At 41.5% G+C, this 24,946-nt stretch carries 21 protein-coding genes and 1 riboswitch; of the genes, 3 read left to right on the top strand and 18 right to left on the bottom strand.

The features are described 5' to 3' along the window. Positions 1-9: 9 nt before the first annotated feature. Together FFM57_RS01065 and FFM57_RS01060 are read right to left on the bottom strand one after the other, a co-directional pair. Positions 10-510: a cell wall elongation regulator TseB-like domain-containing protein gene (locus tag FFM57_RS01065; protein ID WP_137598668.1), complete on the bottom strand. Its 501-nt coding sequence runs from the start codon at positions 508-510 to the stop codon at positions 10-12. After that, entirely contained in the window at positions 497-3,175 is a 2,679-nt protein-coding gene (locus FFM57_RS01060) for a helicase C-terminal domain-containing protein (protein WP_137598667.1), read from the bottom strand. Before FFM57_RS01060 ends, FFM57_RS01065 begins: the two co-directional genes overlap by 14 nt. Positions 3,176-3,357: 182 nt before the next feature. Here FFM57_RS01060 and FFM57_RS01055 point away from each other — a divergent pair, with 182 nt between their 5' ends. After that, on the top strand, positions 3,358-4,473 hold the full coding sequence (locus tag FFM57_RS01055; RefSeq protein WP_137598666.1) for a baeRF6 domain-containing protein: 1,116 nt from the start codon (positions 3,358-3,360) through the stop codon (positions 4,471-4,473). A gap of 158 nt (positions 4,474-4,631) precedes the next feature. Then, complete coding sequence (locus tag FFM57_RS01050; protein WP_137598665.1) at positions 4,632-5,687, top strand: YdcF family protein; 1,056 nt, start codon at positions 4,632-4,634, stop codon at positions 5,685-5,687. A gap of 57 nt (positions 5,688-5,744) precedes the next feature. Here the strand turns inward: FFM57_RS01050 and FFM57_RS01045 are convergent, their stop codons facing one another. After that, positions 5,745-6,974 carry a voltage-gated chloride channel family protein gene (locus FFM57_RS01045; protein ID WP_137598664.1) on the bottom strand — a complete coding sequence of 410 codons (1,230 nt, stop codon included), beginning with the start codon at positions 6,972-6,974 and terminating at the stop codon, positions 5,745-5,747. 67 nt (positions 6,975-7,041) lie between these two features. Next, positions 7,042-7,102: riboswitch (Fluoride riboswitch) on the bottom strand. Between the two features lie 92 nt (positions 7,103-7,194). Here FFM57_RS01045 and FFM57_RS09795 point away from each other — a divergent pair. Next, positions 7,195-7,356, top strand: coding sequence for a hypothetical protein (locus tag FFM57_RS09795; protein ID WP_170999834.1), 162 nt, complete (start codon positions 7,195-7,197; stop codon positions 7,354-7,356). A gap of 154 nt (positions 7,357-7,510) precedes the next feature. On the opposite strand, the gene rbfA is transcribed toward FFM57_RS09795, so the two are convergent. The 15 genes from rbfA to FFM57_RS00970 form a co-directional block, all read right to left on the bottom strand. Then, on the bottom strand, positions 7,511-7,861 hold the full coding sequence (gene rbfA, locus FFM57_RS01040; protein ID WP_137598663.1) for a 30S ribosome-binding factor RbfA: 351 nt from the start codon (positions 7,859-7,861) through the stop codon (positions 7,511-7,513). A gap of 18 nt (positions 7,862-7,879) precedes the next feature. Further along, the gene (infB, locus tag FFM57_RS01035) at positions 7,880-10,612 is read right to left on the bottom strand and encodes a translation initiation factor IF-2 (protein ID WP_137598662.1); all 2,733 of its coding nucleotides are present in this window, start codon (positions 10,610-10,612) and stop codon (positions 7,880-7,882) included. 12 nt (positions 10,613-10,624) lie between these two features. Further along, positions 10,625-10,921: a L7Ae/L30e/S12e/Gadd45 family ribosomal protein gene (locus tag FFM57_RS01030; RefSeq protein ID WP_137598661.1), complete on the bottom strand. Its 297-nt coding sequence runs from the start codon at positions 10,919-10,921 to the stop codon at positions 10,625-10,627. Continuing rightward, positions 10,918-11,211, bottom strand: coding sequence for an RNase P modulator RnpM (gene rnpM, locus FFM57_RS01025; protein WP_137598660.1), 294 nt, complete (start codon positions 11,209-11,211; stop codon positions 10,918-10,920). Before rnpM ends, FFM57_RS01030 begins: the two co-directional genes overlap by 4 nt. A 25-nt stretch (positions 11,212-11,236) precedes the next feature. Further along, positions 11,237-12,436, bottom strand: a complete 1,200-nt coding sequence (nusA, locus tag FFM57_RS01020; protein ID WP_137598659.1) for a transcription termination factor NusA — start codon at positions 12,434-12,436, stop codon at positions 11,237-11,239. A gap of 18 nt (positions 12,437-12,454) precedes the next feature. Beyond that, on the bottom strand, positions 12,455-12,928 hold the full coding sequence (gene rimP / locus FFM57_RS01015) for a ribosome maturation factor RimP (RefSeq protein ID WP_137598658.1): 474 nt from the start codon (positions 12,926-12,928) through the stop codon (positions 12,455-12,457). A gap of 117 nt (positions 12,929-13,045) precedes the next feature. After that, positions 13,046-17,386 carry a PolC-type DNA polymerase III gene (locus FFM57_RS01010; RefSeq protein ID WP_137598657.1) on the bottom strand — a complete coding sequence of 1,447 codons (4,341 nt, stop codon included), beginning with the start codon at positions 17,384-17,386 and terminating at the stop codon, positions 13,046-13,048. A 103-nt stretch (positions 17,387-17,489) separates the two neighbouring features. After that, a complete protein-coding gene (gene rseP, locus FFM57_RS01005; protein WP_137598656.1) occupies positions 17,490-18,767 on the bottom strand; it encodes an RIP metalloprotease RseP in 1,278 nt (425 codons plus the stop codon). A 21-nt stretch (positions 18,768-18,788) separates the two neighbouring features. Then, complete coding sequence (locus FFM57_RS01000; protein WP_137598655.1) at positions 18,789-19,589, bottom strand: phosphatidate cytidylyltransferase; 801 nt, start codon at positions 19,587-19,589, stop codon at positions 18,789-18,791. Continuing rightward, positions 19,586-20,380 carry an undecaprenyl pyrophosphate synthase gene (gene uppS, locus FFM57_RS00995; RefSeq protein WP_137598654.1) on the bottom strand — a complete coding sequence of 265 codons (795 nt, stop codon included), beginning with the start codon at positions 20,378-20,380 and terminating at the stop codon, positions 19,586-19,588. Before uppS ends, FFM57_RS01000 begins: the two co-directional genes overlap by 4 nt. 190 nt (positions 20,381-20,570) lie before the next feature. Next, positions 20,571-21,125, bottom strand: coding sequence for a ribosome recycling factor (gene frr, locus FFM57_RS00990; RefSeq protein WP_137598653.1), 555 nt, complete (start codon positions 21,123-21,125; stop codon positions 20,571-20,573). 1 nt (position 21,126) lies between these two features. Further along, a complete protein-coding gene (gene pyrH, locus FFM57_RS00985) occupies positions 21,127-21,849 on the bottom strand; it encodes a UMP kinase (RefSeq protein WP_137598652.1) in 723 nt (240 codons plus the stop codon). A gap of 117 nt (positions 21,850-21,966) precedes the next feature. Beyond that, positions 21,967-22,851 carry a translation elongation factor Ts gene (tsf, locus tag FFM57_RS00980; RefSeq protein ID WP_137598651.1) on the bottom strand — a complete coding sequence of 295 codons (885 nt, stop codon included), beginning with the start codon at positions 22,849-22,851 and terminating at the stop codon, positions 21,967-21,969. Between the two features lie 106 nt (positions 22,852-22,957). Next, entirely contained in the window at positions 22,958-23,752 is a 795-nt protein-coding gene (gene rpsB, locus FFM57_RS00975) for a 30S ribosomal protein S2 (protein WP_137598650.1), read from the bottom strand. Positions 23,753-24,081: 329 nt separating this feature from the next. Continuing rightward, positions 24,082-24,927, bottom strand: coding sequence for a metallophosphoesterase family protein (locus FFM57_RS00970; RefSeq protein WP_137598649.1), 846 nt, complete (start codon positions 24,925-24,927; stop codon positions 24,082-24,084). Between the last annotated feature and the right edge of the window lie 19 nt (positions 24,928-24,946).

Genomic DNA, 24,946 nt, shown 5'->3' with positions numbered 1-24,946 from the left:
TGTAGCCTCCTAAATATTTTGAATTTCAGATAGCACTTGGCCATCTGTAAATTGAATTAAAAAGTAAACTAGTTGCTTATTTTGATCTTTACCAGTAATTTCCCAGACAACTTGATCGTCTTTTTTTCCTAAACTCACTTTGGTAATCGTCACAACGTTACCAGTAGCTAGGGCAATTTTCATCGCTTGGTTATCACTAGTACCATCCTTTTCTTTTAAAATCGTAATTTCTTTGCCATCCTGAGGAATTAAAGCGTAGGTCATCTCACCGCTAGTGCTTTTTCCTTTGACACCGTAGTATTCGCCGCTTCGATTGTAGTAGTAAAAGGCGTCAGGCTCGCTAATTTTACCATACCGTAACGCAAGAGCTTCCGCTTCTTGCCGGGCTTGATTAAAAGGACGCGTACTCCGCACTAAAACGATACTAAATAAAATAATTGCTAGTACCAGTACCGCTAAAATACTAGCTAAAATCTTTTCTTTTAAACCAAAGATGCTACGTCTTTTCATAAGGCACCCCTCCTTCAATAAAATCTAAAATAGCTTGTGGTAAAGCGGTTAGGGGCAGTTCCTCCCCTTTCAAGCTTTGCGGTAAATTTTTAGCCAGCTGGGGGCTGTAACGGCTCTTCGTGAAACGCTCATCAAAGAGCACTAAACAACCGCGATCTTCACTGCTGCGTAACAGGCGCCCAAAAGCTTGTTGCAAATGTAAACTACAGTCAGGTAAGGCCGCTTCATAAAAAGGATTCTTCCCTGCTTTTTCTAAAGCTTGATAACGAGCGGCAACTAAAGGACGTTGCGGATTTTCAAAAGGGAGCTTCGCCACAAAAATCACCGGCAAATCTTTGCCTGGTAAATCAATACCTTCCCAAAAAGTCTCATTGCCTAACAAGATACCATTGTCGCTTAAAGAAAAGCGTTTCAATAATTTTTCTTTTGTCCCGTTGATTCCTTGAGCAAAAATTTCCCGTTGCGCCAAAAACGCAGTCTCCTGTATGGCGTAGAAAACTTTTTTCAGTTGGTCTTGGGCGGAAAATAAAACCAACAAAGGATACGGTACTTCAGCTAAATAATCCTTCAAGGCTGCCACCAAATAAGTATTCCGATTTTCAGCACTTAAATTTTCTGGCAAATAAAATCGAACTTGCGCTGGATAATCATATTGATTTTGCAAGCGACTCGTTTTAGCCGTCGTCAAAGCCAAGCGCTCTTGCAAATAATTCCGGCGCCCCAAACTAAAGGTCGCCCCGGTCAATAACACTTTTTCGTAGCGTTGAAACCACGGTTGCTTATCTAATGCTAAAACGGCTGTCAGACAATAAACCAACTGCAAGCCACCTTGAGAACTTTTAGCAAACCACTGTAACTTTTCACCTGTTGCAAAATGATAAAATTCCGTAAAAACGCCACTAGCTGCCAGCAATTGACCTAAGACCAATTTTAAAACCGGACTGGTGGTTGGGTCACTTGTTAAACGGGGCGTTAACTGGCGCAAGTCCTTCATTAAAGTGGCGATACTATCCACCAGTTGTAAGACAGGCAAAGCTTCGTTCATGTAGGTGGACTCCGGATAAATTTCTGGATAGTCTAGTGTTTTACGATCCAAATAATACTTTTCTAAAGTCGTTAATTTCTGAGTTAACGTTTCCACGACTTCTAAAAATAAATACGTTTCTGCGGTGGATAAAGCACTTTTATTTTCACGAATCGTCAGCTGACAAAAATCCAGTTGCCGTAAGTAGGCTTGACAATCAAAAGTTTGCGTCGCCGCTTTTAATAAATTTTCCGGTAAGTGTTGGGCTTCATCAATCACTAAATAAGGGGCTTTTGGTAATTGATAATCCTGGCGTTGCGCTTCTTCCAATAAAAAAGCATGGTTGGTAATTAAGACATTACTGTTAAGCGCCCGCTTTTTCACCCAGTAACTAAAGTCTACTTGCCCGTAAGGATTTTCCTTTTGCGGCATTGCCACAGCGCTACACGCAATCGTTTGAAAATATAAATCTTTAATCCGCAATAAATTTAATTCGCTAAAGTCCCCCGTTTCCGTTTCCGTCAACCAGACTAAGAGCATCATCTTGTATAAAGAAACTTGTTTTGTGCCAGTTTCCTTTAAGGTTTTGACAAACTTTTGTAAATCTAAATAGTGACGCGGACTTTTAATTAACGTGGCCCGAATCGGTTGCGGTAAGCGTTGATTTATTTTAGTCACGTCGGCTAAAAGTTGTTGTTGCAAGATAATCGTTGGCGTTGCAATCACCACCGGCTGTTGGTTACTAGCCAGAAAACTTAAAGGAAATAAATAGCCAAAAGTCTTCCCCAGTCCGGCTTGCGCTTCCAGCAAGTAAATCTTTTCTGGAAATTCATCAGTGAAAAACTGGTAAACGAGATTCATCATTCGGCCTTGAGCTTTTCGAAAAGAAAAGTTTGGCGGAAAAAGTCGGAGCTTCCCTTTTTTCTTAAAAGGATAAGACTGCCCGCCATCGGCAATTGCTTTTGCTAAACTTTTTTTCCGCAATACTAGCTCGCCGACAATTTCTAAGGCTGGGTCTAAAACTTGCCCTTCACTATTTTTTTGTGCGAATTGCGCCTCAATCAAGGCACCAGTTTGAAAAGGTAACGCCCAACTTAATTGAGCCAATTGTTTTAACGTTAAAAGAGGTAAGTTCGCTAGTTTCTCTTGTAATTTCAAGAAGAGTTCTCCTGTGACTAAAGCATCACTAGCCGCTTGATGGGGATGATCATGGAGCAAGTTAAATTTTTGCGCCAAATCATTTAAGCGAAAAGAAACTTCTTGCGGATACAAAATTTGCGCCAGACTCACCGTATCAATCCCCGGTAAGGTCAAAGGCTCATACCCAAGCTTTTGTAAGGCACCGCTTAAGAATCGATAATCAAAGGCAATATTGTGGGCCACAAAAATCGTGCCATGTAAAAAACTAATAATTGTTCCCGCCACTTCTTCTAAAGTCGGCGCTTTTTTCACTTGACTATTGGTAATCCCCGTCAATTGTTGAATCCCTTGCGGAATTTCTCTTAGGGGATTAACATCGGTAGCCAATGAGCCAATAATTTCATTATTTTGAATTAGGACACAACCAAATTGAATAATTTTATCGTGTTGGGGATCTGTGCCGGTAGTCTCAAGGTCCACCACGGCATAAATAGGTTCCATAAACGCCCTCCTTTACACAATTGTCATTATACTATAATCTCTGCCAAAAGTTGGTGATCCGCCGCAACTTTTGCAAAATCTTTGTTAGTCGTTTGTCTTTTACTTAAAAACGACTTCTTTGGGAAATGAAAAAAATTATGATACACTTGTTTTGTAGTAAAAAATTGTTAGGAGGTAGTTTTATGCAAGAACCTGCGTTTAAAAAGCTAATTGCTGCTGATCTCAAGGGACCATTCGTTACGATTATGTTAAACACTCACGTTGGCCACCAGGCTGTTGATCAAGACCTACTCCAGTTTAAAAATTTTGCTAAACAGGCTAAGGAACGCTTCGTGAAAAATTATGGTGCCGACAATTGGAAGCCGTTTCAAGAACAGATGGATAGTCTCTTACAAGATGCCCATTTTTGGCGGAACGCTTCAAAAAGTTTAGCATTGGTTTTCCACACAGCAGGCTATGAAACATTTCGCTTAGACATTCCTGTGGATGACCAATACTACGTCAGTGATCTTCCTTATTTACTGGCTTTAATTAAAAATACTCAGTTTAACTATCACTACTACTTACTGGCCCTGACTCGGGATGCCATGAAACTTTACGAAGTGAGTCATCAAAGCTTGGAATTGATGCAATTAACAGATGACGCTCCCACCGATATGTTGACGACGCTAGGTGACGAGCTAAGTGGTGGCTACCTTAACTACACCTCACAAGGAGCAGGCAGCCGTAACGGTAGCAAAGAAGGTGTTGCCTACCATGGTGTTTCCACTAAAGATGCTGAAGAGCAAATTGATTGGCAAAATTATTATCAAGCAATTGATAACTATTTAAAAAATTTCTTGCCTCACAAAGATTTACCGCTCTTTGTCGCCGCCTTACCAGAAAACCATGCTTTATATCGTAAACTATCTAAGCTTGATCAACTGGATAAAGAAGCTTACCTTAATGTTTCTCCGGCTGGTCTTGATGCCCTAGCTTTAGAAAAGGAATTACCAAAACTCACGGAGCAATTAGTGGCCCGGGAAGTGGCGGAATATCAAACCTTTATGAACCGCAAGACGCAAGATCAATTAGTAGATATTAGCCAAGCAGCGCGTCTTGGCAAAGTAGCACAATTATTTATTGCCACGAATAATTTAGTGGACGGCTACGGTGAAGATCCCGATACAGAATACGATCGGCGGCAAGTACTGAACCGCATCGCCTTCGACGTTTTAAGTAATGGCGGTAATGTTCATGTCTTAGAACAAGAAAAAGCTCCCGATGAAAAAAGTTTAGTGGCTATTTTACGCTACTAAATTTATGACAAAAGCTGTGGCGTTTATGGCCACAGCTTTTTTTGTCTAGCTCATTACTTCGTTTATTATTTTTGGCTGAGACCATTAGTGAAATTAGCCTTGGCTAATTTCATTGAGGCCGACGAAGGCTTTTGCTATAATGGGAACGGAGGTGAAGCATGAAAGAGCTCGTTGATAATTCTTATATTTTATTAATTCCCCTATTCTTTGGTGTTGTTTTTCTAATTAGTTGGTTCATAGAAAGACGGCGCCTCTTAAACGGCTTACTTTTCAATTTATTTTTAGGAAGTTTTCTTTTTGGCCTATTAGGCTTTGGGATAAGCGCCAATCTTTCTTGGCTTTTAGTCTTGGTGGTTTTAATTATCGGTTTTCTGCTGTTGATTTTACTTTTTGGCATCTATGGCTTAATTATTTTTTTGTTCCTCAATGCCCGCCAAGTATTAAAACGAGAATCACGTTCCCTAAGTAATATGTTAACGCTGATGTTAGCCATCGTCCTAACTATCTTCATTATTATTCGCGCTCTGCCTTTTAATTACCCGACGTGGTTTGAGTGGCTACTCGGTTGGGCAACTTTAGTAGGCTTTTATCTACTTGTTGTCTTTGCTAATTTCTTTACTGCCAGTTTCCTTTACCAGTTTAATCGGCCCGCCTTAAAGCAAGATTATATTATTGTTTTAGGAGCCGGCTTACTAGATGGCAAGCGAGTTCCCCCTTTATTAGCAAAACGAATTGAAAAAGCCATGAGTTTTTACCATAAACAATTTAAAGCTACAGGTACTGCGCCACAATTATTAATGTCCGGTGGTAAAGGCGGCGATGAAGCATTAGCAGAAGGCGCAGCCATGGCACAATACGCCAAAGAGCACGGCATTCCCCCACAGGATATCTTGATTGAAGATAAATCCACTGACACCACGGAAAATATGCGCTTTTCAAAATATTTGATGGATCAAAAAAGTGGTGACCAGCCCTACCGCGCCATCTTTTGCTCCAATAACTTCCACATCTTTCGTGCCAGTCTTGACGCTCGCGATGAAGGATTAAAAGCAAATGGGATCGGTTGTAAAACAGCTTTTTACTACTTACCTAACGCCTTTTTACGCGAGTTTGCGGCAATCTTAGTGATGAATAAGGAACGCCATGTCTTCTTTGTTGGCGTCATGACCTTCGTTAGTTTTGCTCTGGAAATTATTCAAGCAGTGAATGGATAAATAAAAATAGTGCCCGTAAAAATTAGCCGAAAAGCTGACTTTTTACGGGTACTGTTTTTATAGAATTGTCTCTTGATGTTGAAATTTTTCTTTGATAAAAAATTGGGAGCCATAAATCGTGGAACGACCCGAAGCAAAGAAGGCTACCACACAAATTAAAAAGAAGTAGAGGGCATTTTCCCCACCAAAAAGTTCGATGCCCATAATAAAACAGGCAATCGGCGTGTTCGTTGCGCCACTAAAAACACCAATGAACCCCAGTCCCGCTAAAAAAGGCACGCTGATTTGGAAAAGTTTAGCCAAGTCCGCTCCTAAAGTCGCCCCTATTTCAAACAGCGGGGTCACTTCGCCCCCTTGAAAACCGGCTCCCAATGAAAGGGCCGTGTAAAAAAGTTTGCTAATAAAGTCAAAGAAATGTGCTTCCCCTTTAAAAGCATCTGCTAAAAGTTGGGTGGATAAACCGGTATAACGTTCACCGTGAAATAAAAGGACGAAGAGCACGACAACAGCGCCTCCTGCAGCATTTCGCCAAGCAGGACTAGTAATTACACGGGCGTAAAATTGCTTTAACCAGCTAATGCTATGGGCAAACAACCACCCTGTCAGGCCAAACAAAATACCGGCAATTATTAATTTGCCAATTAAAAACCAGGTGAAAGTAGGCGCGGTCCCCATCAGATAATGGGTATGGACCACTCCTAGTGCTTCGGTCACGTAATTGGCCACCAGACTGGAAAAAAAAGCTGGCACCAACGCTTCGGTGCGAATCCGGCCCACCACTAAAACTTCTAAAGCAAAAATGGTCCCCGCTAGCGGCGTGCCAAAGACAGAGCCGAAACCCGCACTCATCCCACTGACAATCATAATTTCGCGATCACTTGGCGCTAAATGAAAAAGACGGCTCCAAAAATCAGCAACACTGCCCCCCATTTGTACAGCCGTGCCTTCGCGCCCCACGGATCCCCCAAAAAGGTGCGTACTTAACGTCCCAAAGAGCGTCAAAGGAATCAAACGCAAAGGTATTTTTTCCTTGCCGCCATTCCCTTGTTCAATAACCAAATTATTTCCCCGTTTGGCATTGGCCCCATAACGATGATATAAAAAACCAAAGAGTAAACCTGCTACAGGCAATAAAAATAAAAGCCACGGCTGTTGTATTCGCCAACTAGTCACCAATGCTAAATTTTTTAAAAAGAACGCCGATAACCCCCCCATAGGAATTCCGACACAAAGGCTAATTCCCAACCACTTCACAAAATATTTACTGCTTGCTAGTATATTTTTCATACTCCACAACTCCTCTTTCTATCGCAAAATAAAAAGCCTACCAAAATAAACTCGTCTGATAACGAGCATTTTGGTAGGCGTCATTAGTCTTGCGACGGTTAAAGGCGAACACCATCACCTTTTTTCTTTAGCTAAAATAACATGAAATAAAATTTTTTGCAAATTATTCCGTGCAAAAGCTTTAAAATTTGTTACACTTAAGAAAAAGGAGATGATGGACATGGAAAAAATTTCTATGGAAAAAGCAGCTCACGACTTGGCAATGCTTTATTTAAGCGCCAAAGACCTCAGCACGCTTTCCACTAAACAGATTACTGAGCGTTACTTAACTAGCTACAACGATGCTTTACGGGTTTTAAAAGCACGAGCTGAAGAAGTGTAATGAATTATAAAAATCACCTCAATTATTTGGGGTGATTTTTAATTTATTGTTGTATGTTTTGAAAACCACCCGCACAGCAAAACATAAACAAAAAGAAGCCCGCTTGCAGTCACGAAGACTACAAACGGGCTTCAAAAACAATCAGTAGAAAGTTTTATTCTTTTTCGTGGAGTTGACGCAAGAGTTGGTCGATATGGTCGCCGTATTGCACCGAAGCGTCTTTTTCAAAGAACAGCTCTGGTGTTTTATAAATACTGAGGCGACTCCCTAATTCTTTTCGGATAATCCCTTTGGCTTTTTCCAAGCCTTCTTCCGCCCGTTGCGCGTCGCTGGCCTTATCAGACAAAATGCTGTAATACACATTAGCCTGTTGCAAGTCGCCAGTAACCTGGACGTCAGTAATATTGATATTTTGGACGCGTGGATCTTTCACCCGTTTTTTCAAAATATCATTGATTTCCCGTTGAATTTCTTGCGCTACTCGTCGATCACGATATTGAGGCATAGCAAGTCCTCCTTTGGTTTATTTCTTAATTTCTTCCATGACGAAGGCTTCAATCACATCATCCACATGCAAGTCGTTGAAGTTTTCAATCATCGCCCCACACTCAAAGCCTTTAGTGACTTCTTTAGCGTCGTCTTTGAAACGTTTCAAGCTGGCTAATTTTCCTTCGAAGATAACAATGCTATCGCGAATAACGCGGACACCAGCATCCCGACGAATGGCGCCATCTGTTACGTAACAACCGGCAATCGTCCCGACTTTAGAAACTTTATAAAGTTCACGTACAATCATTTGACCGATAATTTTTTCTTCAAATTCAGGATCCAGCATCCCTTGCATCGCTGTTTCGATTTCATCGATTACTTTATAGATAATGCGGTGTAAACGAATATCCACTTCTTCTTGTTCTGCTTGGATTTTAGCTTGCGGTGTTGGCCGGACGTTAAAACCAATGATGATGGCGTTACTGGCGGCAGCCAAAGTAACATCAGATTCATTGATCGCGCCGACTGCAGAGTGGACAATTTTCACCCGGACGCCAGCCACTTCAATTTTTTGTAAAGAAGCACTTAAAGCTTCAGCTGAACCTTGCACGTCAGCTTTAATAATGACGTTGACTTCTTTTAGTTCGCCTTCTTTAAGACTTTCAAACAAGTTGTCTAAGGTTACACGTGAAGAAACGGCTCGGTGTTCTAGTAAAGCTCGTTTAGCTCGTTCTTCCCCAGCAGCCCGTGCTGTTTTTTCATCTTCAAAGACTGCAAAGTGATCCCCTGCTTGCGGTACATCGTTTAAGCCAGTAATTTCCACTGGTGTAGCTGGACCAGCAACTTTTTCCCGGCGGCCAGTGGCGTTAGCCATTACCCGGACACGACCAAAAGTATTCCCCACAACGATAGGGTCGCCAACTTTTAGAGTCCCTTGTTGTACTAATAAAGTAGCCACAGGGCCTTTCCCTTTATCTAAGCGTGCTTCAATCACGGTCCCAATTGGACGAGCAGTTGGGTCAGCTTTTAAGTCTTCCATTTCCGCCACTAAGAGAATCATTTCTAATAATTCATCAATGTTTTGACCAAATTTAGCAGAAATATTCACGAAAATAGTGTCGCCACCCCAAGCTTCAGGAATTAATTCATGTTCGCTGAGTTCTTGCATGACGTGATCAGGATTAGCGCCTGGTTTATCAATTTTATTCACGGCCACAATAATTGGCACATTGGCCGCTTTGGCGTGGTTAATTGCTTCTACCGTTTGTGGCATCACCCCATCATCAGCTGCCACCACTAAGATAGTAATATCAGTAATAGAAGCGCCCCGCGCCCGCATCGAAGTGAAGGCCGCGTGTCCTGGTGTATCCAAGAACGTAATCGGTTTGCCATCAATCTCAATTTGGTAAGCACCGATATGTTGGGTAATTCCCCCAGCTTCCCCTTGAGTTACATGAGTATGCCGTAATTTATCCAACAAAGTAGTTTTCCCGTGGTCGACGTGACCCATAATCGTCACGACTGGTGGTCGGTTGATTAATTTTTCAGGATTGACATCATCATCTTCAAAATATTTATCGATATCGGCGATATCTTCTTGAATTTTTTCTTGGGCTTCAATGCCGTAATCAGCTGCTAAAATTTCAATCGTATCTTTATCGAGGGGTTGATTTTGGTTAACCATTACGCCTACCATAAAGAGCTTTTTGATAATTTCTGCTGGTTCCCGGTGCAATTTTTTAGAGATTTCAGCCACATTCATGCCATCTGTGTATTCTAAAACTTCTGGTAATTCCCGGAACTTCCGTGGTGGCACTGCTGGTTTAGTCGCTACTTGTTGGCGACCTTTTTTACCTTTCTTATTAAATTTGTTGCGATTTTGGTTTCCGTATTGGTTGTTACGATTTTGGTTAGAGCGGTTGTTACTGTTAAAACGGTTGCCACTGTCTTCACTACGGTTTGTCCGTTCATTGTTATTGCTGAAGCTCCGTTGGCTGTTGGCATTGCGGTTTTGATTGCTTTGTCCACCTTGGTTAGCACTCGTATTGTTGCGGTTAGTGTTTTGGTTGTTGTTACGATTTTGGTTCGCACCTTGTGTATTACTAGGGCGATTGCTGTTTTGACCTTGCGGACGATTATTATTGTTGCGGTTCGCATTTTGATTCGTATTACGATTTTGTCCTTGCGCGTTATTCGTGCCTTGACTCCGATTTTGATTATCGCGATTTTGACCAGCACCTTGTGGGCGATTCTGGTTATTGCGATTTTGATTGTTCCGATTTTGGTTGCTGCTGTTGCCTTGATTGTTAGCACGATTTGCATTTTGGTTCGTATTGCGACTTTGGTTTTGATTTTGGCTACGGTTCCGGTTGCCTTCGTTATTGCGGCTTCCTTGATTACCTGAAGCTTGATTGTCGCGGTTCACTGGGTTTTGTTTGTTGCGATTTTGATTGTTCCCTTGTGGGCGACTTTGATTATTGTTGCGATTATCCCGTTGTGGGGTAGTTCCATTGGTTTTACTAGCGTTGTTGTCTTTCATTTGACTCCTTTGAGCTGGTTGAGGTGTAGGGGTGGGTTTGTGCGCGGCACTCGGTTTAACAGGGGCTTTCTTTGGTGCAAAAGCTTGGCGAATTTTTCCTTCATCCGCTTCGTTAATGGCCCCCATATGATTTTTAACCGTGATTCCTAAACTCTGGGCCTTAGCCACGACCTCTTTACTTGATTGATTGATTTCTTTGGCTAATTCGTAAATACGCTTTTTCCCCATGCAATCACCTTCCTAACCTTGTAGTATTTTCAACAGACTCTGCTTAAAGCCTGCCTCTGTCAGGCCACAGACGGTTCGCTTTTTTCCAATAGCATGAGATAACTCCATGTTGGTAAAAGCCTCCACATATGGCACATGATAAAATGTACATTTATCTTTTAATTTTTTTTTGGTATTGTCGCTGGCATCCACACAAACGATCACCAGCTGAGCTTGCCCTTGGCGAATATTTTTAATGACGGTTTCTTCGCCACTCACCAGTTTACCAGCTCGTTGCGCTAGACCTAAAAGGTTTAATCCTTTATTCACTTGCCTAAAAGTTCCTTCCGGGCTTTTTGATGTTCCACATAATCATAGAGCTCTTGATAAAAAGCATCACTTAAGGATGTTTCTAAGACGCGATCTAAGATTTTTTTGTCCCACGCTTTTTTAATCAAAGTCGGTTCTAAAGCCACATACGCCCCTCGGCCATTTTTCTTGCCAGTTGGGTCAATGCTAATTTCGCCTTCTTGATTTTTGACGATACGGACTAATTCTTTTTTGGGATACATTTCACCAGAAACAACATCTTTACGCATGGGAATTTTTCTTTGTTTCATCTGCAAAACTCCTTTAGCTACTGCTTTATTCTGCTGAATCCTCTTGTTCTTGTGGTGCGGCTTCTTCAGATGTTTCCACCACAGCATCGCCAGTTTCTATAGCTTCAGCTGCCAAGACGTCTTCTGCTACAACTTCTTCGACGGCCTCTTCCACTGCAGCACTGACTGCAGCTTGTTCTTCGTAGTAAGCGGCCATTTCTGATTCAGGTTTAATGTCAATCTTATGGCTGGTTAATTTAGCTGCCAATCGTGCATTTTGGCCTTTTTTCCCAATAGCTAAAGATAATTGGTAATCAGGAACGACAACAGTGCAGACTTTAGGATTTTCTGGGGAGAAAATCACGTCAATAACTTGGGCTGGATTCAAAGCATTGGCAATAAATTCAGCTGGATCTTCGCTATATTGCACGATATCCATATTTTCCCCTTTTAGCTCATTCACAATAGCTTGAACCCGTTGGCCTTTTGGTCCAACACAAGTCCCTACTGGATCAATATTGGGGTCGTTAGATTTCACCGCTACTTTAGCCCGGTCGCCGGCTTCCCGCGCGATGCTGACGATTTCTACTGTACCATCGTAAACTTCAGGCACTTCTTGTTCAAACAAGCGCCGTAATAGATCCGGATGTGATCGACTCACAAAAACTTGTGGCCCTTTGGAAGTATTTTCTACTTTGGAAACGTAGACTTTAATCCGGTCATGAGGTTGATAGTGTTCATTAGGCATTTGATCTTGCTTGGATAACACTGCTTCAATCTTACCTAAGTTCACATAGATATACCGATTATCTTGGCGTTCCACAATTCCTTGCATGATATCTTTTTCGTAAGCAGAAAATTCGTTATAAATGATACTGCGTTCTGCTTCACGAACTCGTTGCAAGATAACTTGTTTTGCTGTTTGAGCAGCAATCCGACCAAAATCTTTAGGGGTAACTTCAAAACGAATGGTATCGCCAATTTCGTACGCTTTATTAACTTTTAAAGCGTCTTTTAAGCTGACTTCCAATTGGGAGTCCATCACTTCTTCCGTTACTTCCTTTACTGCGTAAACGTGGATGTTGCCTTTTTTCATATCAAATTCAACTTCGACATTTTGCGCTTGACCGTAATGACGTTTATAAGCAGAGACTAGCGCTGCTTCTAATGCATCAATGACGATTTCTTTTGCAATTCCTTTTTCGCTTTCCAAGGCGTCTAAGGCGTTTAACATTTCTTTACTCATCAGAGTTCCTCCATCATTTTAAAACTGAATCGCAAGGCGTGCTTTGGCAATGTCTTTCCGTGGCACTACAATTTCTTTGCTGCGACTTTTCACTTTGATTTCTAAAGTTAATTCGTCAGCTGTTAAATTCCGTAAAAAGCCATCCCATTGCTTTTCTCCTGCTAAAGCTTGGTATAAGGAGATATGGATGTATTGATTCAAGGCCCGTTGATAGTCTTCTTCTTTTTTCAAAGGTGGTTCTGCTCCTGGCGAAGAAACCTCTAAAAAGTAAGCTTGGGGAATCGGGTCTGGCTCCAATTGATCCAAAGCTTCTGATAAAAATTCGCTGACCTCAACACATTCATCAATGTCAATGCCGCCTTCTTTATCAATAAAAACTCGCAAGAACCAATTTTTACCTTCTTTAACAAATTCTGCATCCACTAAATAGAAATTCTTAGCCGTTAAAAATGGCGTAACTAACTCCGTGACGGTTTCGACAACACTACTCAAGGATGTCCCCCCTTTATGATTTATTTTCCATTAAAAAGAGTGAGCAAATATTTGCTCACTCCCCCAACAGTATCATTCTTTTCACATGATAGCATAAATTCCTTGAAACTACAAGGCTTAGAGCATATCAAACAAGGATAACTGGTTTTCATCTGGTAAATCTTTTAAGACACCTTGCTCATTCATGTAATCAATCAATGTTTTAGAAACTTTCCCCCGGGTCGCTAAGTCTTCTTTAGATAAGAAAGGACCGTCTTTGCGGGATTCGCAAATTTGTTTCGCGACGTTGGCTCCTAAAGAAGGGACTGCCCGGAATGGCGCGATTAATTTATTGCCTTCAATCACAAAATTTTGAGCATCAGACTTATATAAATCAATCATCCCAAATTCAAAACCGCGTTCTAACATTTCGTTACATAATTCTAAAACCGTCAAGAGATTCTTTTCTTTGGTGGAGGCTTCTAAACCTTTGTCATTGATTTCTTTCATTTTTTCTTTGACGGCTTCTTTGCCTTTGCACATGGAAACTAAATCAAAGTCATCGGCTCTCACGGAAAAGTAAGCACAGTAATACAAAATAGGATAATACACTTTAAAGTAAGCCACTCGTAACGCCATTAAAACGTAAGCAGCCGCATGGGCTTTTGGGAACATATATTTAATCTTTAAACAAGACTCAATATACCATTCTGGTACGTTGTGCTTGCGCATTTCTTCTTGCCAATCATCAGGAATTCCTTTCCCTTTACGCACCGATTCCATAATTTTAAAGGCCATCCCATTATCAAGACCGGCATGCATCAAATAAACCATAATGTCGTCCCGACAACCGATACAATCCGCTAGGGTGGTTTCCCCTTTACGAATTAATTCTTCAGCATTGCCTAACCAAACATCGGTACCATGAGACAGTCCGGAAATTTGTAGTAATTCGGCAAAAGTCGACGGATGAGTTTCTTCCAACATCCCCCGCACAAAACGCGTCCCAAATTCGGGAATCCCTAAAGTCCCGGTCCGTGAATAAATTTGCTCTTCATTGACCCCTAACACTTCAGGGCCAGCAAAAATCCGCATCACTTCCGCATCATCGGTGGGAATTGTTTTGGGATCAATCCCTGATAAATCTTGCAGCATCCGAATAACAGTAGGATCATCGTGCCCTAGGATATCTAGTTTTAAAATATTATCGTGAATCGAGTGGAAGTCAAAGTGGGTGGTGCGCCATTCGGCATTTTGATCATCAGCAGGATATTGAATCGGGGAAAAGTCATAGACATCCATGTAATCCGGAATAACGATAATCCCCCCCGGGTGCTGACCCGTGGTGCGTTTTACGCCGGTGGCCCCTTTGGCTAAACGATCAATTTCCGCGCTCCGGAATTGTAAATTATGATCCCGTTCGTAGGCTTTCACGTACCCATAAGCGGTCTTATCCGCTACTGTACCAATGGTTCCTGCCCGATAAACATAATCTTCACCAAACAAAACTTTGGTGTAGTTATGGGCTTCTGGTTGGTAATCACCGGAAAAGTTTAAATCAATATCAGGAACTTTATCTCCATGGAAGCCTAAGAAAGTTTCAAAAGGAATATCGTGGCCGTCTTTAAAAAGACGAGCCCCACATTTTGGACAAGCTTTTTCTGGCATATCAAAACCAGAACCGTAAGAACCATCTTCATAAAACTCTGAGTATTGACACTGGACACAATGATAATGCGGCGGCAAAGGATTCACCTCGGTAATCCCTGACATGGTGGCGACAAAGCTAGAACCTACAGACCCCCGAGAACCAACTAAATAACCATCCCGCAAAGACTTGTGCACTAATTTTTGGGCGATCAAGTAAATCACCGAGAAACCATTGCCAATAATACTCGTTAATTCTCGTTTCAAACGCGCTTCTACAATCTCTGGTAAAGGATCGCCATAAAGCTCCCGCGCCCGCGTATAACTTAAATTAGAAATTTCTTCTTCTGAACCGGGAATTTTTGGCGTATAGAGCTCATGTTTCACTGGCGTAATCTCATCAATCCAACTGGCGACTAAACGGGGATTATCTACAATGACTTTTTTACGGGTCGCTTCATCTAAAAAGGCAAACTCCGCCATTAATTCGGAAGTAGATTTAAAATAAACTTCTGGTAAGGAGTGACGGTTTAAAGGATTCGCTCCCCCCATGGAACTAATTAAAATTTTGCGATAGATGCCATCTTCAGGATTCAAGTAATGGACGTCTCCGGTGACACAAACTGGTTTGTCTAAATCTTCCCCGATGGCAATCATGTTTTTAATAATTTCTTCTAAGTCTGCTTCATTTTTGACTAATTCTTGTTCAATTAAAGGTGCATAGGCAGCTTTCGGTTGAATTTCAAGATAATCATAAAATTTAGCGCGATTGGCAGCTTCTTCTTTCCCTTTTTGCATCATGGCTTCAAAAATTTCACCGTTACTACAAGCCGAACCCACCAATAAGCCTTCCCGATGCTCCGCTAATAAAGAACGGGGAATGCGGGGCACGCGATAAAAATAATGAACGTTGGATTCGGAAATTAACTTAAATAAATTTTTCAAGCCGGCTTGCGTTTGCGCTAAAATAATCGCATGGAAAGGTCGCGCTCGTTTATAAGCATCCCCTTGCCCAATATAATCATTAAGATGCAAATGATTTAAAATGCCATGCTCTTCGGCGGCTTCTTTCAAGAAAAGCCAAGCTAAATGGCCGGTGGTTTCTGAGTCGAAAACGGCGCGGTGATGTTGTTCCAAGTTCACGCCGTACTTTTTAGCTAAAACGTTGAGGCGGTGGCTCTTTAATTGAGGATGTAAGAAGCGGGAAAGCTCCAACGTATCCACTACTGGATTGTCTGCTTCGGCAATACCGTGCCGGCCATAAGACGTATTCAAAAAGCCCATATCAAAAGTCGCGTTGTGGGCAACGAGAATCGTCCCTTTGGAAAATTCTTTAAAACGACGCAAGACTTCTTCTTCTGATTTTGAACCGCGAACCATTTCATCAGTAATGCCTGTTAACTCTACTGTTGTCTTAGATAAAGGATGACCAGGGTCAATAAACTCCTCAAACTCTCCAATGACATTCCCTTTATGCATCTTCACCGCGGCTAATTCAATAATAGTGTCGTAAACGGCTGAAAGTCCTGTGGTTTCCACGTCGAAAACCACATATTCCGCGTCACTTAAAACGACATCTTGCAAGTTATAAGCAATCGGCACCCCATCATCTACCAAGTTTGCTTCCACTCCGTATAAAATTTTTACACCATTTTTTTGGCCAGCTTGATACGCTTCCGGGAAAGACTGGGCGCCGCCATGATCCGTAATGGCGATGGCTTCTTGCCCCCATTTTTTTGCTTGCACGACAAAATCAGTAATGGAGTTGGTGGCATCCATCTGTGACATATTGGAATGGACGTGGAGTTCCACCCGTTTGTCGCCAGGATAAGTATCAAGGCGTTCAGCATGTTTGACTTCTGCCAAGTCTTGGGCATTCATGACGAGGTCCCGCATGAAGGTATCTTCTTGTACCGAACCGCGGACACGTAACCAAGAGTTAGGTTTAATGGCTTCAAACAGTGCTTCGTCTTTTTCACCGTTGGAAAATTTCTTCACCGCAAAAGAAGAAGTATAGTCCGTCATTTTTAAAATTAAAATTTTCCGTTTAGAACGCAACTCGCGAATTTCCTTATCAAAAACTAAACCTTCAATGGTGACGCGACGCTCTTCTTCAAGAATATCTGCCATGCTAGTGATTTCTTCATCTTGCGGAATATTCCGTCCTAATTGAATCGGTCCTTGATGGACTTCCACTGTTTCTTGTTCCGCTTTTTCCTTTTTCTTTTGCTGATGAATTTCAAACATCGCTTGGGCATCATTTTGAATTTGTTGCTCCCGCTCTTGCTTTTGTTCTTCAAAAAGTGCTAAGACTCGTTCGGCTTGCTCTTCATCTAAATGGGGCTCAATCGTAAATTTAGGAAAACCAAAACGCTGATAGTGAGCTTCAATCACGGGCAAATATTGATCTTTTAAGTAAGGGAGCATGCCCCCATTATCAATGGCCAAACGAATTTTATTGTCACTCAGCATAGGCGTAGCATTTTTTAACGTCTCCCGAATAATGGGCGTATTACACGCTTCACCTTGAATGGCCACTAACCAATAATCACTCAATAAATCTTGCGCAAAACGATTATCGGCAGCCTTAATGTTTAAGCGCACTTCGGCAATTTTACTGAAACCATATTGCAATTGTTGGTAAAAACTCTGGTAAAGAGTCACGGGTAAAATTTGTGGAAAGCGTATAAAAAATTCGTATTGGCGGCTCTTTTTATGCACAAGTACTTTTTCAATGGCGGCGCCTTTAACGAATGCTACTTGGTTTTCGGGAATAATAAATTCGATTTGTGTAGCTAATTTGTTAAAGAGTTCTTCTGGTGATAACTCCATCTTCAGCCTCCTTCACTTCATAAAAGAAACTGCGACCCAGACACAGTCACAGTTTCTAAGAATATCTTTAGTATACCTTTTTTAAAAACTTTTTCAACGACCGCTACTGGAAGAAATAGCGAGCGATATCATTCCAAGTGACTAAAATCATTAAGCCAAACAAGAAGACAAAACCGATTAAGGTGACTAAACCTTCTTTTTCTTGGCTGATGGGTTTCCCCCGGACACCCTCTAAAATATTTAAGACAATCTTACCACCATCTAGTGCTGGAATCGGCAAAAGATTCATAATCCCTAAGTTGACACTTAAAATCGCCATTAAAGCTAGCACTGTCCGCAAACCACTTTGGGCCGCTTCTTGCGAGTATTGGAACATCATCACCGGCCCTCCCAGTTTATCTAAGCTAAAGCTGGTGAAAAGTGACCCTAGTGCTTTAAAGATAGCCAAAGAATTATCGGCGAACAATTGAAAACCGCCGATTATTTTAGAAGCTAAATCGGTCTTTAAAGGGGCATACACTCCCATTTGTCCCACGGTAGTTCCATTGCTCTCTACCGCTTTGGGGGTTAACGTGATGGCTAACTCTTCATTTTCCCGTTTCACTTCAAGTTCCAACGCTTTTTCAGGACTCTTAGCAACAATTGTCGTTAAGTCCGGCCAAGAAGAAATTTTCTCACCATCGACACTTAATACTGCATCACCGCTTTTTAAACCAGCGACAGCAGCCGGGGAATCGGCAACTACTTCACCAATGGTATTGGTATTAGTATATTGCACACCACCTTGCATAAAGACCAGGAGAATAAACAAAACCAGTGATAAGATAAAATTATTTAAAGGTCCGGCAAAGTTCACTAGGATACGCTGCCACACTTTGGCACTTTGCATTTGTACGTCGATAGGTGCAATGCGAATCTCCGTACCATCTTCTTCAATAATTGTCGCGTCATGCTCTAAAGAATACGTCTGAACGTTTCCGCCAAGACCTGCCACGTAGCCACTAATGGTCAAAGCTTTTTCTAAATCGCTATGGGTCACTTCTACAGGTAAAGCATTAGGCAATTGTATTTTACTGGAAGTATTAATTTGCGCGACTTTTCCAGCATCATTTAAAACGAGACCCACCGGTTGCCCTGGTTGTAAAGAATTTTCATCTTCACCCCAGCCAGCCATCCGGACGTAGCCGCCTAAAGGAAGCCAACGCAACGTATAGGCGGTGCCATTTTTTTGCCGCGAAAAAATTTTTGGACCCATACCAATGGAGAATTCCCGTACTAAAATACCCGCCCGTTTAGCAAAAAAGTAATGGCCAAACTCATGGAACCAGACAATGCCACCGAAAACAAATAAAAAAGTAATAATCGTTGTTGCTAAGTTCATGGAAACCCTCCTCTTTTAAATCTAAAAAAGACCAAATAAGTGCATTAAAGGAAAGACAAACAACATGGAGTCAAAACGATCCAAGATTCCACCATGACCAGGCAAAATATTACCAGAGTCTTTCACATCATAATGTCTTTTAATAGCCGACTCCACTAAGTCGCCAAACTGCCCGGCGGCTGAAAAGAACATCGTATAGACTAATAAAAGCCCCGTGGAAACGCCGAAATATTTAGCACCTGGATAAAGTAGTAAGAAGATTGCGGCCACCACCACAGCCGAAAGCAAACCGCCAAGAGAACCTTCAATCGTTTTATTGGGAGAAATTTCCGGCCATAATTTATTTTTACCAAATTGCCGACCAAACATATAAGCGCCAATATCTGTCGCCCAAACAATAAACAAAGCAAAGAGTAACACCACTAAACTTTGATTACGGGCAGCGACAAACATTTGAAAGCCCATGCCTACATAAAGACTAGCAATTACTGGAAAAGCTGCTTCGTCAATCGTATACGTATTTTTAGACACGACCTGCGCGGCTAAAAGAACCATCACAAAAAAATAAAACAGCGTAAAGTGATTCGTTTCTTGCGGTAAAAAGAAAAACCAATTTTCTAAAGGTAAAACCAAGACCAGTGTACCTAAAACACTGACAACACCTTCAAAGCTCAGTAAGGTTAAACCTTTCATTTTAAATAATTCGTATAAGCCAATTACTGCCAGGACACCCCCGGCTAACTCAACGGCTAAGCCCCCATAAACGATGATGGGGATAAAAACAATTAGGGCAATAACGGCAGTGATAACTCGTTGTCTCATTTTGTTTCCTCCTTATTCAAACCACCGAAGCGACGATTTCGTTGCTGAAAGTCACCTAGTGCTGCTAATAAATGGTCTTCATCAAAGTCCGGCCAAAAAGCTGGGGAAAAATGTAATTCGCTGTAAGCAATTTGCCACAGCAGAAAATTACTGATACGTTCTTCGCCACTAGTGCGAATCAAAAGTTCTGGATCCCGCAACTCAGGCGCTAAAAAGCCCGTCATGAGCTCATTGCTAAATAAGTCGTCATCAATTTCAGCCACGGTTACGTCCCCGGCTTGCACTTTAGTAGCTACACTTTTCACGGCCGCCAACACTTCGGCGCGACTGCCATAATTCAAAGCAAAGTTCAAGACCATGCCAGTATTGTCTTTCGTTTGCTCCATGGCATCATAGACGGCTTTTTGCGTGTGGTCCGGTAAAAATTCGATACCTCCCATGACACTCACTTTGACATTTTCGGCAATCAGTTCCGGCACAAAGGTATCAAAAAAATCCACCGGCAGCTGCATTAAAAAGTTTACTTCGTCAGTAGGTCGCTTCCAATTTTCCGTGGAAAAAGCATACAACGTTAATACTTTAATTCCTAACCGACTAGCTTGTTTAGTAATTTTTTTAACATTATTCATGCCTTCTTTGTGCCCAGCAACCCGAGGCAAGCGGCGATTTTGGGCCCAGCGTCCGTTACCATCCATAATGATAGCGACGTGTTGTGGAATTGGTCCTTGCGGATTGAAATTAAATGTGGTGCTTCTTTGGTATTTTTCCTTTTGTGGGAAAAAACGAAACATAAACGTTCCCCCTCATCTTTTAAAATGATTCTTTAACATTATAACAATTACTAACGCAAAAACCTATGAAAATCAATCTTTTTTCCTAATCCCACGCGATTTTTAAATTTTCTTTGGAAATTATCTTGTAGAAAAGAACAGACTATTAAAAAAAGCGAACCAATGACTTGGCTCGCTCTTGTCTGTCTGCTTAAACTTCTAATAATTCTTTTTCTTTTTCAGCAGTCAAGTTATCGATATTTTTGATACTTTGATCCGTAACGTTTTGGATTTCTTTTTCCAAGTCACGTTGATCATCTTCGGTAAGTTGATTGCTATTTTTTTGGCTCTTAATTTCGTCCATGGCATCACGACGAATATTGCGCACGGCAATTTTAGCATTTTCGGCTAATTTTTTCACTTCTTTAGCTAATTCCTTCCGCCGATCTTCCGTTAATTGCGGAATCACCAAACGAATCACATTACCATCATTCGCTGGCGAAATGCCTAAATCAGAAGCTAAAATCGCTTTTTCTACATCTTGCAAAATAGATTTATCAAACGGCGTAATCATTAAGACCCGTGCTTCTGGAATATTGATGGAAGCCATTTGGTTTAAAGGAGTTGGTGCGCCGTAATAGTTGACGCTAATCCGGTCAAGCAAGGAAGCGTTAGCTCGTCCAGCCCGCACTTGCCCAAATTCCCGTTGCAAACTTTCTTCTGCTTTTTTCATTTTTTCTTTGGTTGCTTGTTTCAAATCAGCCATTTTATTTCCCCCTAACAGTTGTACCGATATTTTCGCCGAGAACGGCCCGTCGGATGTTACCAGGTTCATTAATGTTAAAGACGACCAATGGAATATCATTATCCATCGAAAGACTGCTGGCGGTAGAATCCATCACGTGCAATCCTTTAGAAATAATTTCCATGTGGGTTAATTCAGCAAATTTAGTAGCGGTTTTGTCTACTTTCGGATCAGCAGAGTAAACGCCATCTACATTATTTTTCGCCATTAAAATGACATCTGCATCAATTTCGGCAGCCCGCAAAGCAGAAGTCGTATCCGTTGAGAAGTAAGGATTCCCTGTTCCACCAGCAAAAATCACAATCCGTCCTTTTTCTAAATGACGAATCGCCCGACGGCGAATGTAAGGCTCAGCAATTTGGCGCATTTCGATGGAAGTTTGCACCCGCGTTGGCACGCCCACGTTTTCTAAGGTATCTTGCAAAGCTAAAGCATTCATGACGGTGGCCAGCATCCCCATGTAATCAGCTTGCGCTCTTTCCATTCCCATTTGTTCACCGATTGTACCGCGCCAAATATTGCCGCCACCTACGACGATGGCAATCTCTACACCTAACTGGTGAACTTCTTTGATTTCTTGGATAATTTCTTTAATGACTGGTGGGTTAATCCCAAAACCGTCTTTACCGGCTAAGGCTTCGCCACTTAATTTTAAAACAATTCGTTGATATTTAGGCTTTAACATGATGATCCTCCATAATCTACCTTTATTGTAGCACAAAGCTATTTGAAACGCGCTACTTTTTGGAACCGTTTTTCTAAAAAAGGGAGCGCCGGAGCGTTCCCAATTTTTTAGTCAACATTATTTTTTAACTTGGTTCATAACTTCTTCAACAAAGTTATCTTCGCGTTTTTCGATACCTTCGCCCACTTCAAAGCGGATGAAGCTCTTCACTGTAGCGCCTTTTGAAGCGACAAATTGCGCAACAGTTTGGTCAGGATCTTTAACGAATGGTTGGTCAACTAAGCAAATTTCAGCTTTGAATTTGTGTAAGCGGCCTTCCACCATTTTTTCAACGATTTTAGCAGGTTTGCCTTCGTTTAAAGCTTGTTCCGTTAAAACAGCTTTTTCGTGGTCTAATTCTTCTTGTGAAATTTGAGATTCATTGACGTAACGAGGATTGATAGCTGCTACATGCATCGCAACGTCTTTAGCAGCAGCGTCATCAGTAGTACCTTCAAGCACAGTTAAGACAGCAATCCGTCCGCCCATGTGGAGGTAAGCACCAAAAGCATCGTTGTCGCCTTTTTCCACGACTTCGAAACGACGGAAGCTAATTTTTTCACCGATCACTTGTGTTGCTTCAACTAATTCAGCTTCTAAAGTATTGCCTTTAGGAGTCGTTAATTGTAAAGCAGCTGCTACATCAGCAGGTTTTTCGTTGGCTACTAATTCAGCGATTTCTTTCACTAAGTTTTGGAACATTTCGTTTTTAGCCACGAAGTCTGTTTCAGAGTTAACTTCAACGATGGATGCTACATTGCCGTTAACAAAAGTTGCTGCTAAACCTTCAGCGGCAATCCGGTCAGATTTTTTAGCTGCTTTAGCCATCCCTTTTTCTCTTAATAAATCAACAGCTTTTTCAATATCGCCTTCAACTTCCACTAAAGCACGTTTAGCGTCCATCATGCCGACACCTGTCATATCTCGTAATTCTTTAACCATTTTAGCAGTTACATTTGCCATGAATTTATTTTCCTCCTTGGTAATGAAAAATTAGTTTTAAAAAAGCTGCCTCAAAGGTCGAAGCCGGCTTAAAGCCTTGCCCTTGAGACAGCCTCAAATTCAAAAATTATTCAGCAGATTCTTCGTTGTTGCCTTCAACGACATCAACAATTTCTTCGATGGAAGCAGCTTCAGCAGCTGGTACTTCAGCAACGAAAGTTTCTTCAACGACATTGTCTTCACCTTGACGGCCTTCAACAAAAGCGTCAGCCATTTTCGCAGTGATTAATTTCACAGCGCGGATTGCGTCATCGTTAGATGGAATAACGACATCGATTTCATCTGGATCGCAGTTAGTATCAACCATAGCGACGATTGGAATGTTTAATTTATGAGCTTCTTGAACCGCAATGCGTTCTTTGCGAGGATCAACGATGTACATTACATCAGGAATCCGTGGCATTTCAGCAATCCCGCCTAAGAATTTTTCTAAACGTTCACGTTCTTTATTTAAACCAGCAACTTCTTTTTTAGGAAGAACATCAAAAGTTCCATCTTCAGACATTGCTACGATTTTTTTCAAACGAGCAATCCGTTTTTGGATAGTATCCCAGTTAGTCAAAGTTCCGCCTAACCAACGGTGGTTAACGTAAAATTGACCAGAGCGAGTAGCTTCATCTTTGATTGCTTCTTGTGCTTGTTTTTTAGTTCCAACAAACAAAGCAATCCCGCCGTCTTCAGCGACAGCTTTCATGTAGTCATAAGCGGCATCTACTAATTTAACGGTTTTTTGTAAATCGATAATGTAGATTCCGTTTCTTTCTGTGAAGATGTATTTTTTCATCTTCGGATTCCAGCGACGAGTTTGGTGACCAAAGTGTACGCCGGCTTCTAGCAATTGTTTCATACTAATTACTGCCATTTTTGTTGCCTCCAATATGGTTTTTATTTTCCCTCTCCTGTGCATTAACTCCTCAACAGACCTAGTAGAACTAGGCACCCTGCTGAAAATGTGCAAAGAATGTGGATTTAGCGCGAATTTTCGCACCTCTAGTAGTATACCGTAGACTCTTAAAGAACGCAACCACTTGCTGCTGAAATTTTTTATGTTCCCATTTTTTTGAAAACTGTTAAGGTTGCCCGCTGCTTTTTTTTATAAAACACAAAAAATGATTTACCAGCAAAAAACTGATAAATCATGTCCTAGATATTGATTTGAAAATTAGCTAGCAAGGCGTCTCTTTCCCACGCCTATTTTTTTCCATAGTCCTTGAGAAATTTTTTTACATCCTCCACGTATTCTGCGTAATGCGGATGTTGTCGTAAAACTTCCGCATCATGTGTATAAACGCGATCATTGACAAAAAAATCCTCATATAGGTCGCTAAAAGGAAAGTTGACTTTTTTCGCGCGCGCGACTTCTTCAGCTGGATCATAAGCAACTTTTTTAAATTCTACTGCACGAATTTGCTTTTCATGCACCGTCACTAGCGCATACTGCCCACAAAAATCTTTTTTAAAGCCTGACCAATGGATAAAAGGTTGACCCACGGTACCAGGATTAATAATAACTTGGCCTTGACTACTATAGCGCATAAATTGTTGGTGGGAATGGGCAGTTAACACGATATCTAATGAATCATCGCGACACAAGTCATCAAAATTTGCTTGCGCTTGAGTTGGAAACAAGGCTCCGCCATAATTTTTTTCCGGCCCACCATGGAATAAACCAATCCGTAGTCCTTCCACCTCTTTAATTGCCGAAAATGGCAACTGCTGTAAACGCGTTTGATTAGCGTGACTCAGTTGCGGATAAAGGGTGGCTACCATTTTAGCTAGATAAATATCGCTAGGATCCGCCAAAGAAATTTCCCCTTGTAAAGCTGCTAACACGCAATCTTCCCAATTGCCTTTAATGTAGGTTTTCACCTGTGCTTCATTTAATAATTGAAAAAGCTCATCACCACCAGGTCCAGGTAACAAGAGGTCGCCTAAAAACCACGTTGTATTTACTTTTTCCTTAGCAATTTCTGCCAACACCGCTTTTAACGCCGTGTAATTACCATGAACATCGGCTAATACTGCAATCTTTTTCATGTTTTATCCTCATTGATGA

Origin of the sequence: Enterococcus nangangensis, from assembly GCF_005405245.1 — a bacterium.
Taxonomy (GTDB): Bacteria; Bacillota; Bacilli; order Lactobacillales; family Enterococcaceae; genus Enterococcus_J; species Enterococcus_J nangangensis.
This window is presented reverse-complemented; position numbering and strand designations above follow the sequence as displayed.

Bases quoted from the DNA above. Each gene is read 5' to 3' on its own strand.
- FFM57_RS01065 (WP_137598668.1), bottom strand. From the start codon at position 510: ATGAAAAGACGTAGCATCTTTGGTTTAAAAGAAAAGATTTTAGCTAGT.
- FFM57_RS01060 (WP_137598667.1), bottom strand. From the start codon at position 3,175: ATGGAACCTATTTATGCCGTGGTGGACCTTGAGACTACCGGCACAGAT.
- FFM57_RS01055 (WP_137598666.1), top strand. From the start codon at position 3,358: ATGCAAGAACCTGCGTTTAAAAAGCTAATTGCTGCTGATCTCAAGGGA.
- FFM57_RS01050 (WP_137598665.1), top strand. From the start codon at position 4,632: ATGAAAGAGCTCGTTGATAATTCTTATATTTTATTAATTCCCCTATTC.
- FFM57_RS01045 (WP_137598664.1), bottom strand. From the start codon at position 6,974: ATGAAAAATATACTAGCAAGCAGTAAATATTTTGTGAAGTGGTTGGGA.
- FFM57_RS09795 (WP_170999834.1), top strand. From the start codon at position 7,195: ATGGAAAAAATTTCTATGGAAAAAGCAGCTCACGACTTGGCAATGCTT.
- rbfA (WP_137598663.1), bottom strand. From the start codon at position 7,861: ATGCCTCAATATCGTGATCGACGAGTAGCGCAAGAAATTCAACGGGAA.
- infB (WP_137598662.1), bottom strand. From the start codon at position 10,612: ATGGGGAAAAAGCGTATTTACGAATTAGCCAAAGAAATCAATCAATCA.
- rnpM (WP_137598660.1), bottom strand. From the start codon at position 11,211: ATGAAACAAAGAAAAATTCCCATGCGTAAAGATGTTGTTTCTGGTGAA.
- nusA (WP_137598659.1), bottom strand. From the start codon at position 12,436: ATGAGTAAAGAAATGTTAAACGCCTTAGACGCCTTGGAAAGCGAAAAA.
- FFM57_RS01010 (WP_137598657.1), bottom strand. From the start codon at position 17,386: ATGGAGTTATCACCAGAAGAACTCTTTAACAAATTAGCTACACAAATC.
- rseP (WP_137598656.1), bottom strand. From the start codon at position 18,767: ATGAACTTAGCAACAACGATTATTACTTTTTTATTTGTTTTCGGTGGC.
- FFM57_RS01000 (WP_137598655.1), bottom strand. From the start codon at position 19,589: ATGAGACAACGAGTTATCACTGCCGTTATTGCCCTAATTGTTTTTATC.
- uppS (WP_137598654.1), bottom strand. From the start codon at position 20,380: ATGTTTCGTTTTTTCCCACAAAAGGAAAAATACCAAAGAAGCACCACA.
- frr (WP_137598653.1), bottom strand. From the start codon at position 21,125: ATGGCTGATTTGAAACAAGCAACCAAAGAAAAAATGAAAAAAGCAGAA.
- pyrH (WP_137598652.1), bottom strand. From the start codon at position 21,849: ATGTTAAAGCCTAAATATCAACGAATTGTTTTAAAATTAAGTGGCGAA.
- tsf (WP_137598651.1), bottom strand. From the start codon at position 22,851: ATGGCAAATGTAACTGCTAAAATGGTTAAAGAATTACGAGATATGACA.
- rpsB (WP_137598650.1), bottom strand. From the start codon at position 23,752: ATGGCAGTAATTAGTATGAAACAATTGCTAGAAGCCGGCGTACACTTT.
- FFM57_RS00970 (WP_137598649.1), bottom strand. From the start codon at position 24,927: ATGAAAAAGATTGCAGTATTAGCCGATGTTCATGGTAATTACACGGCG.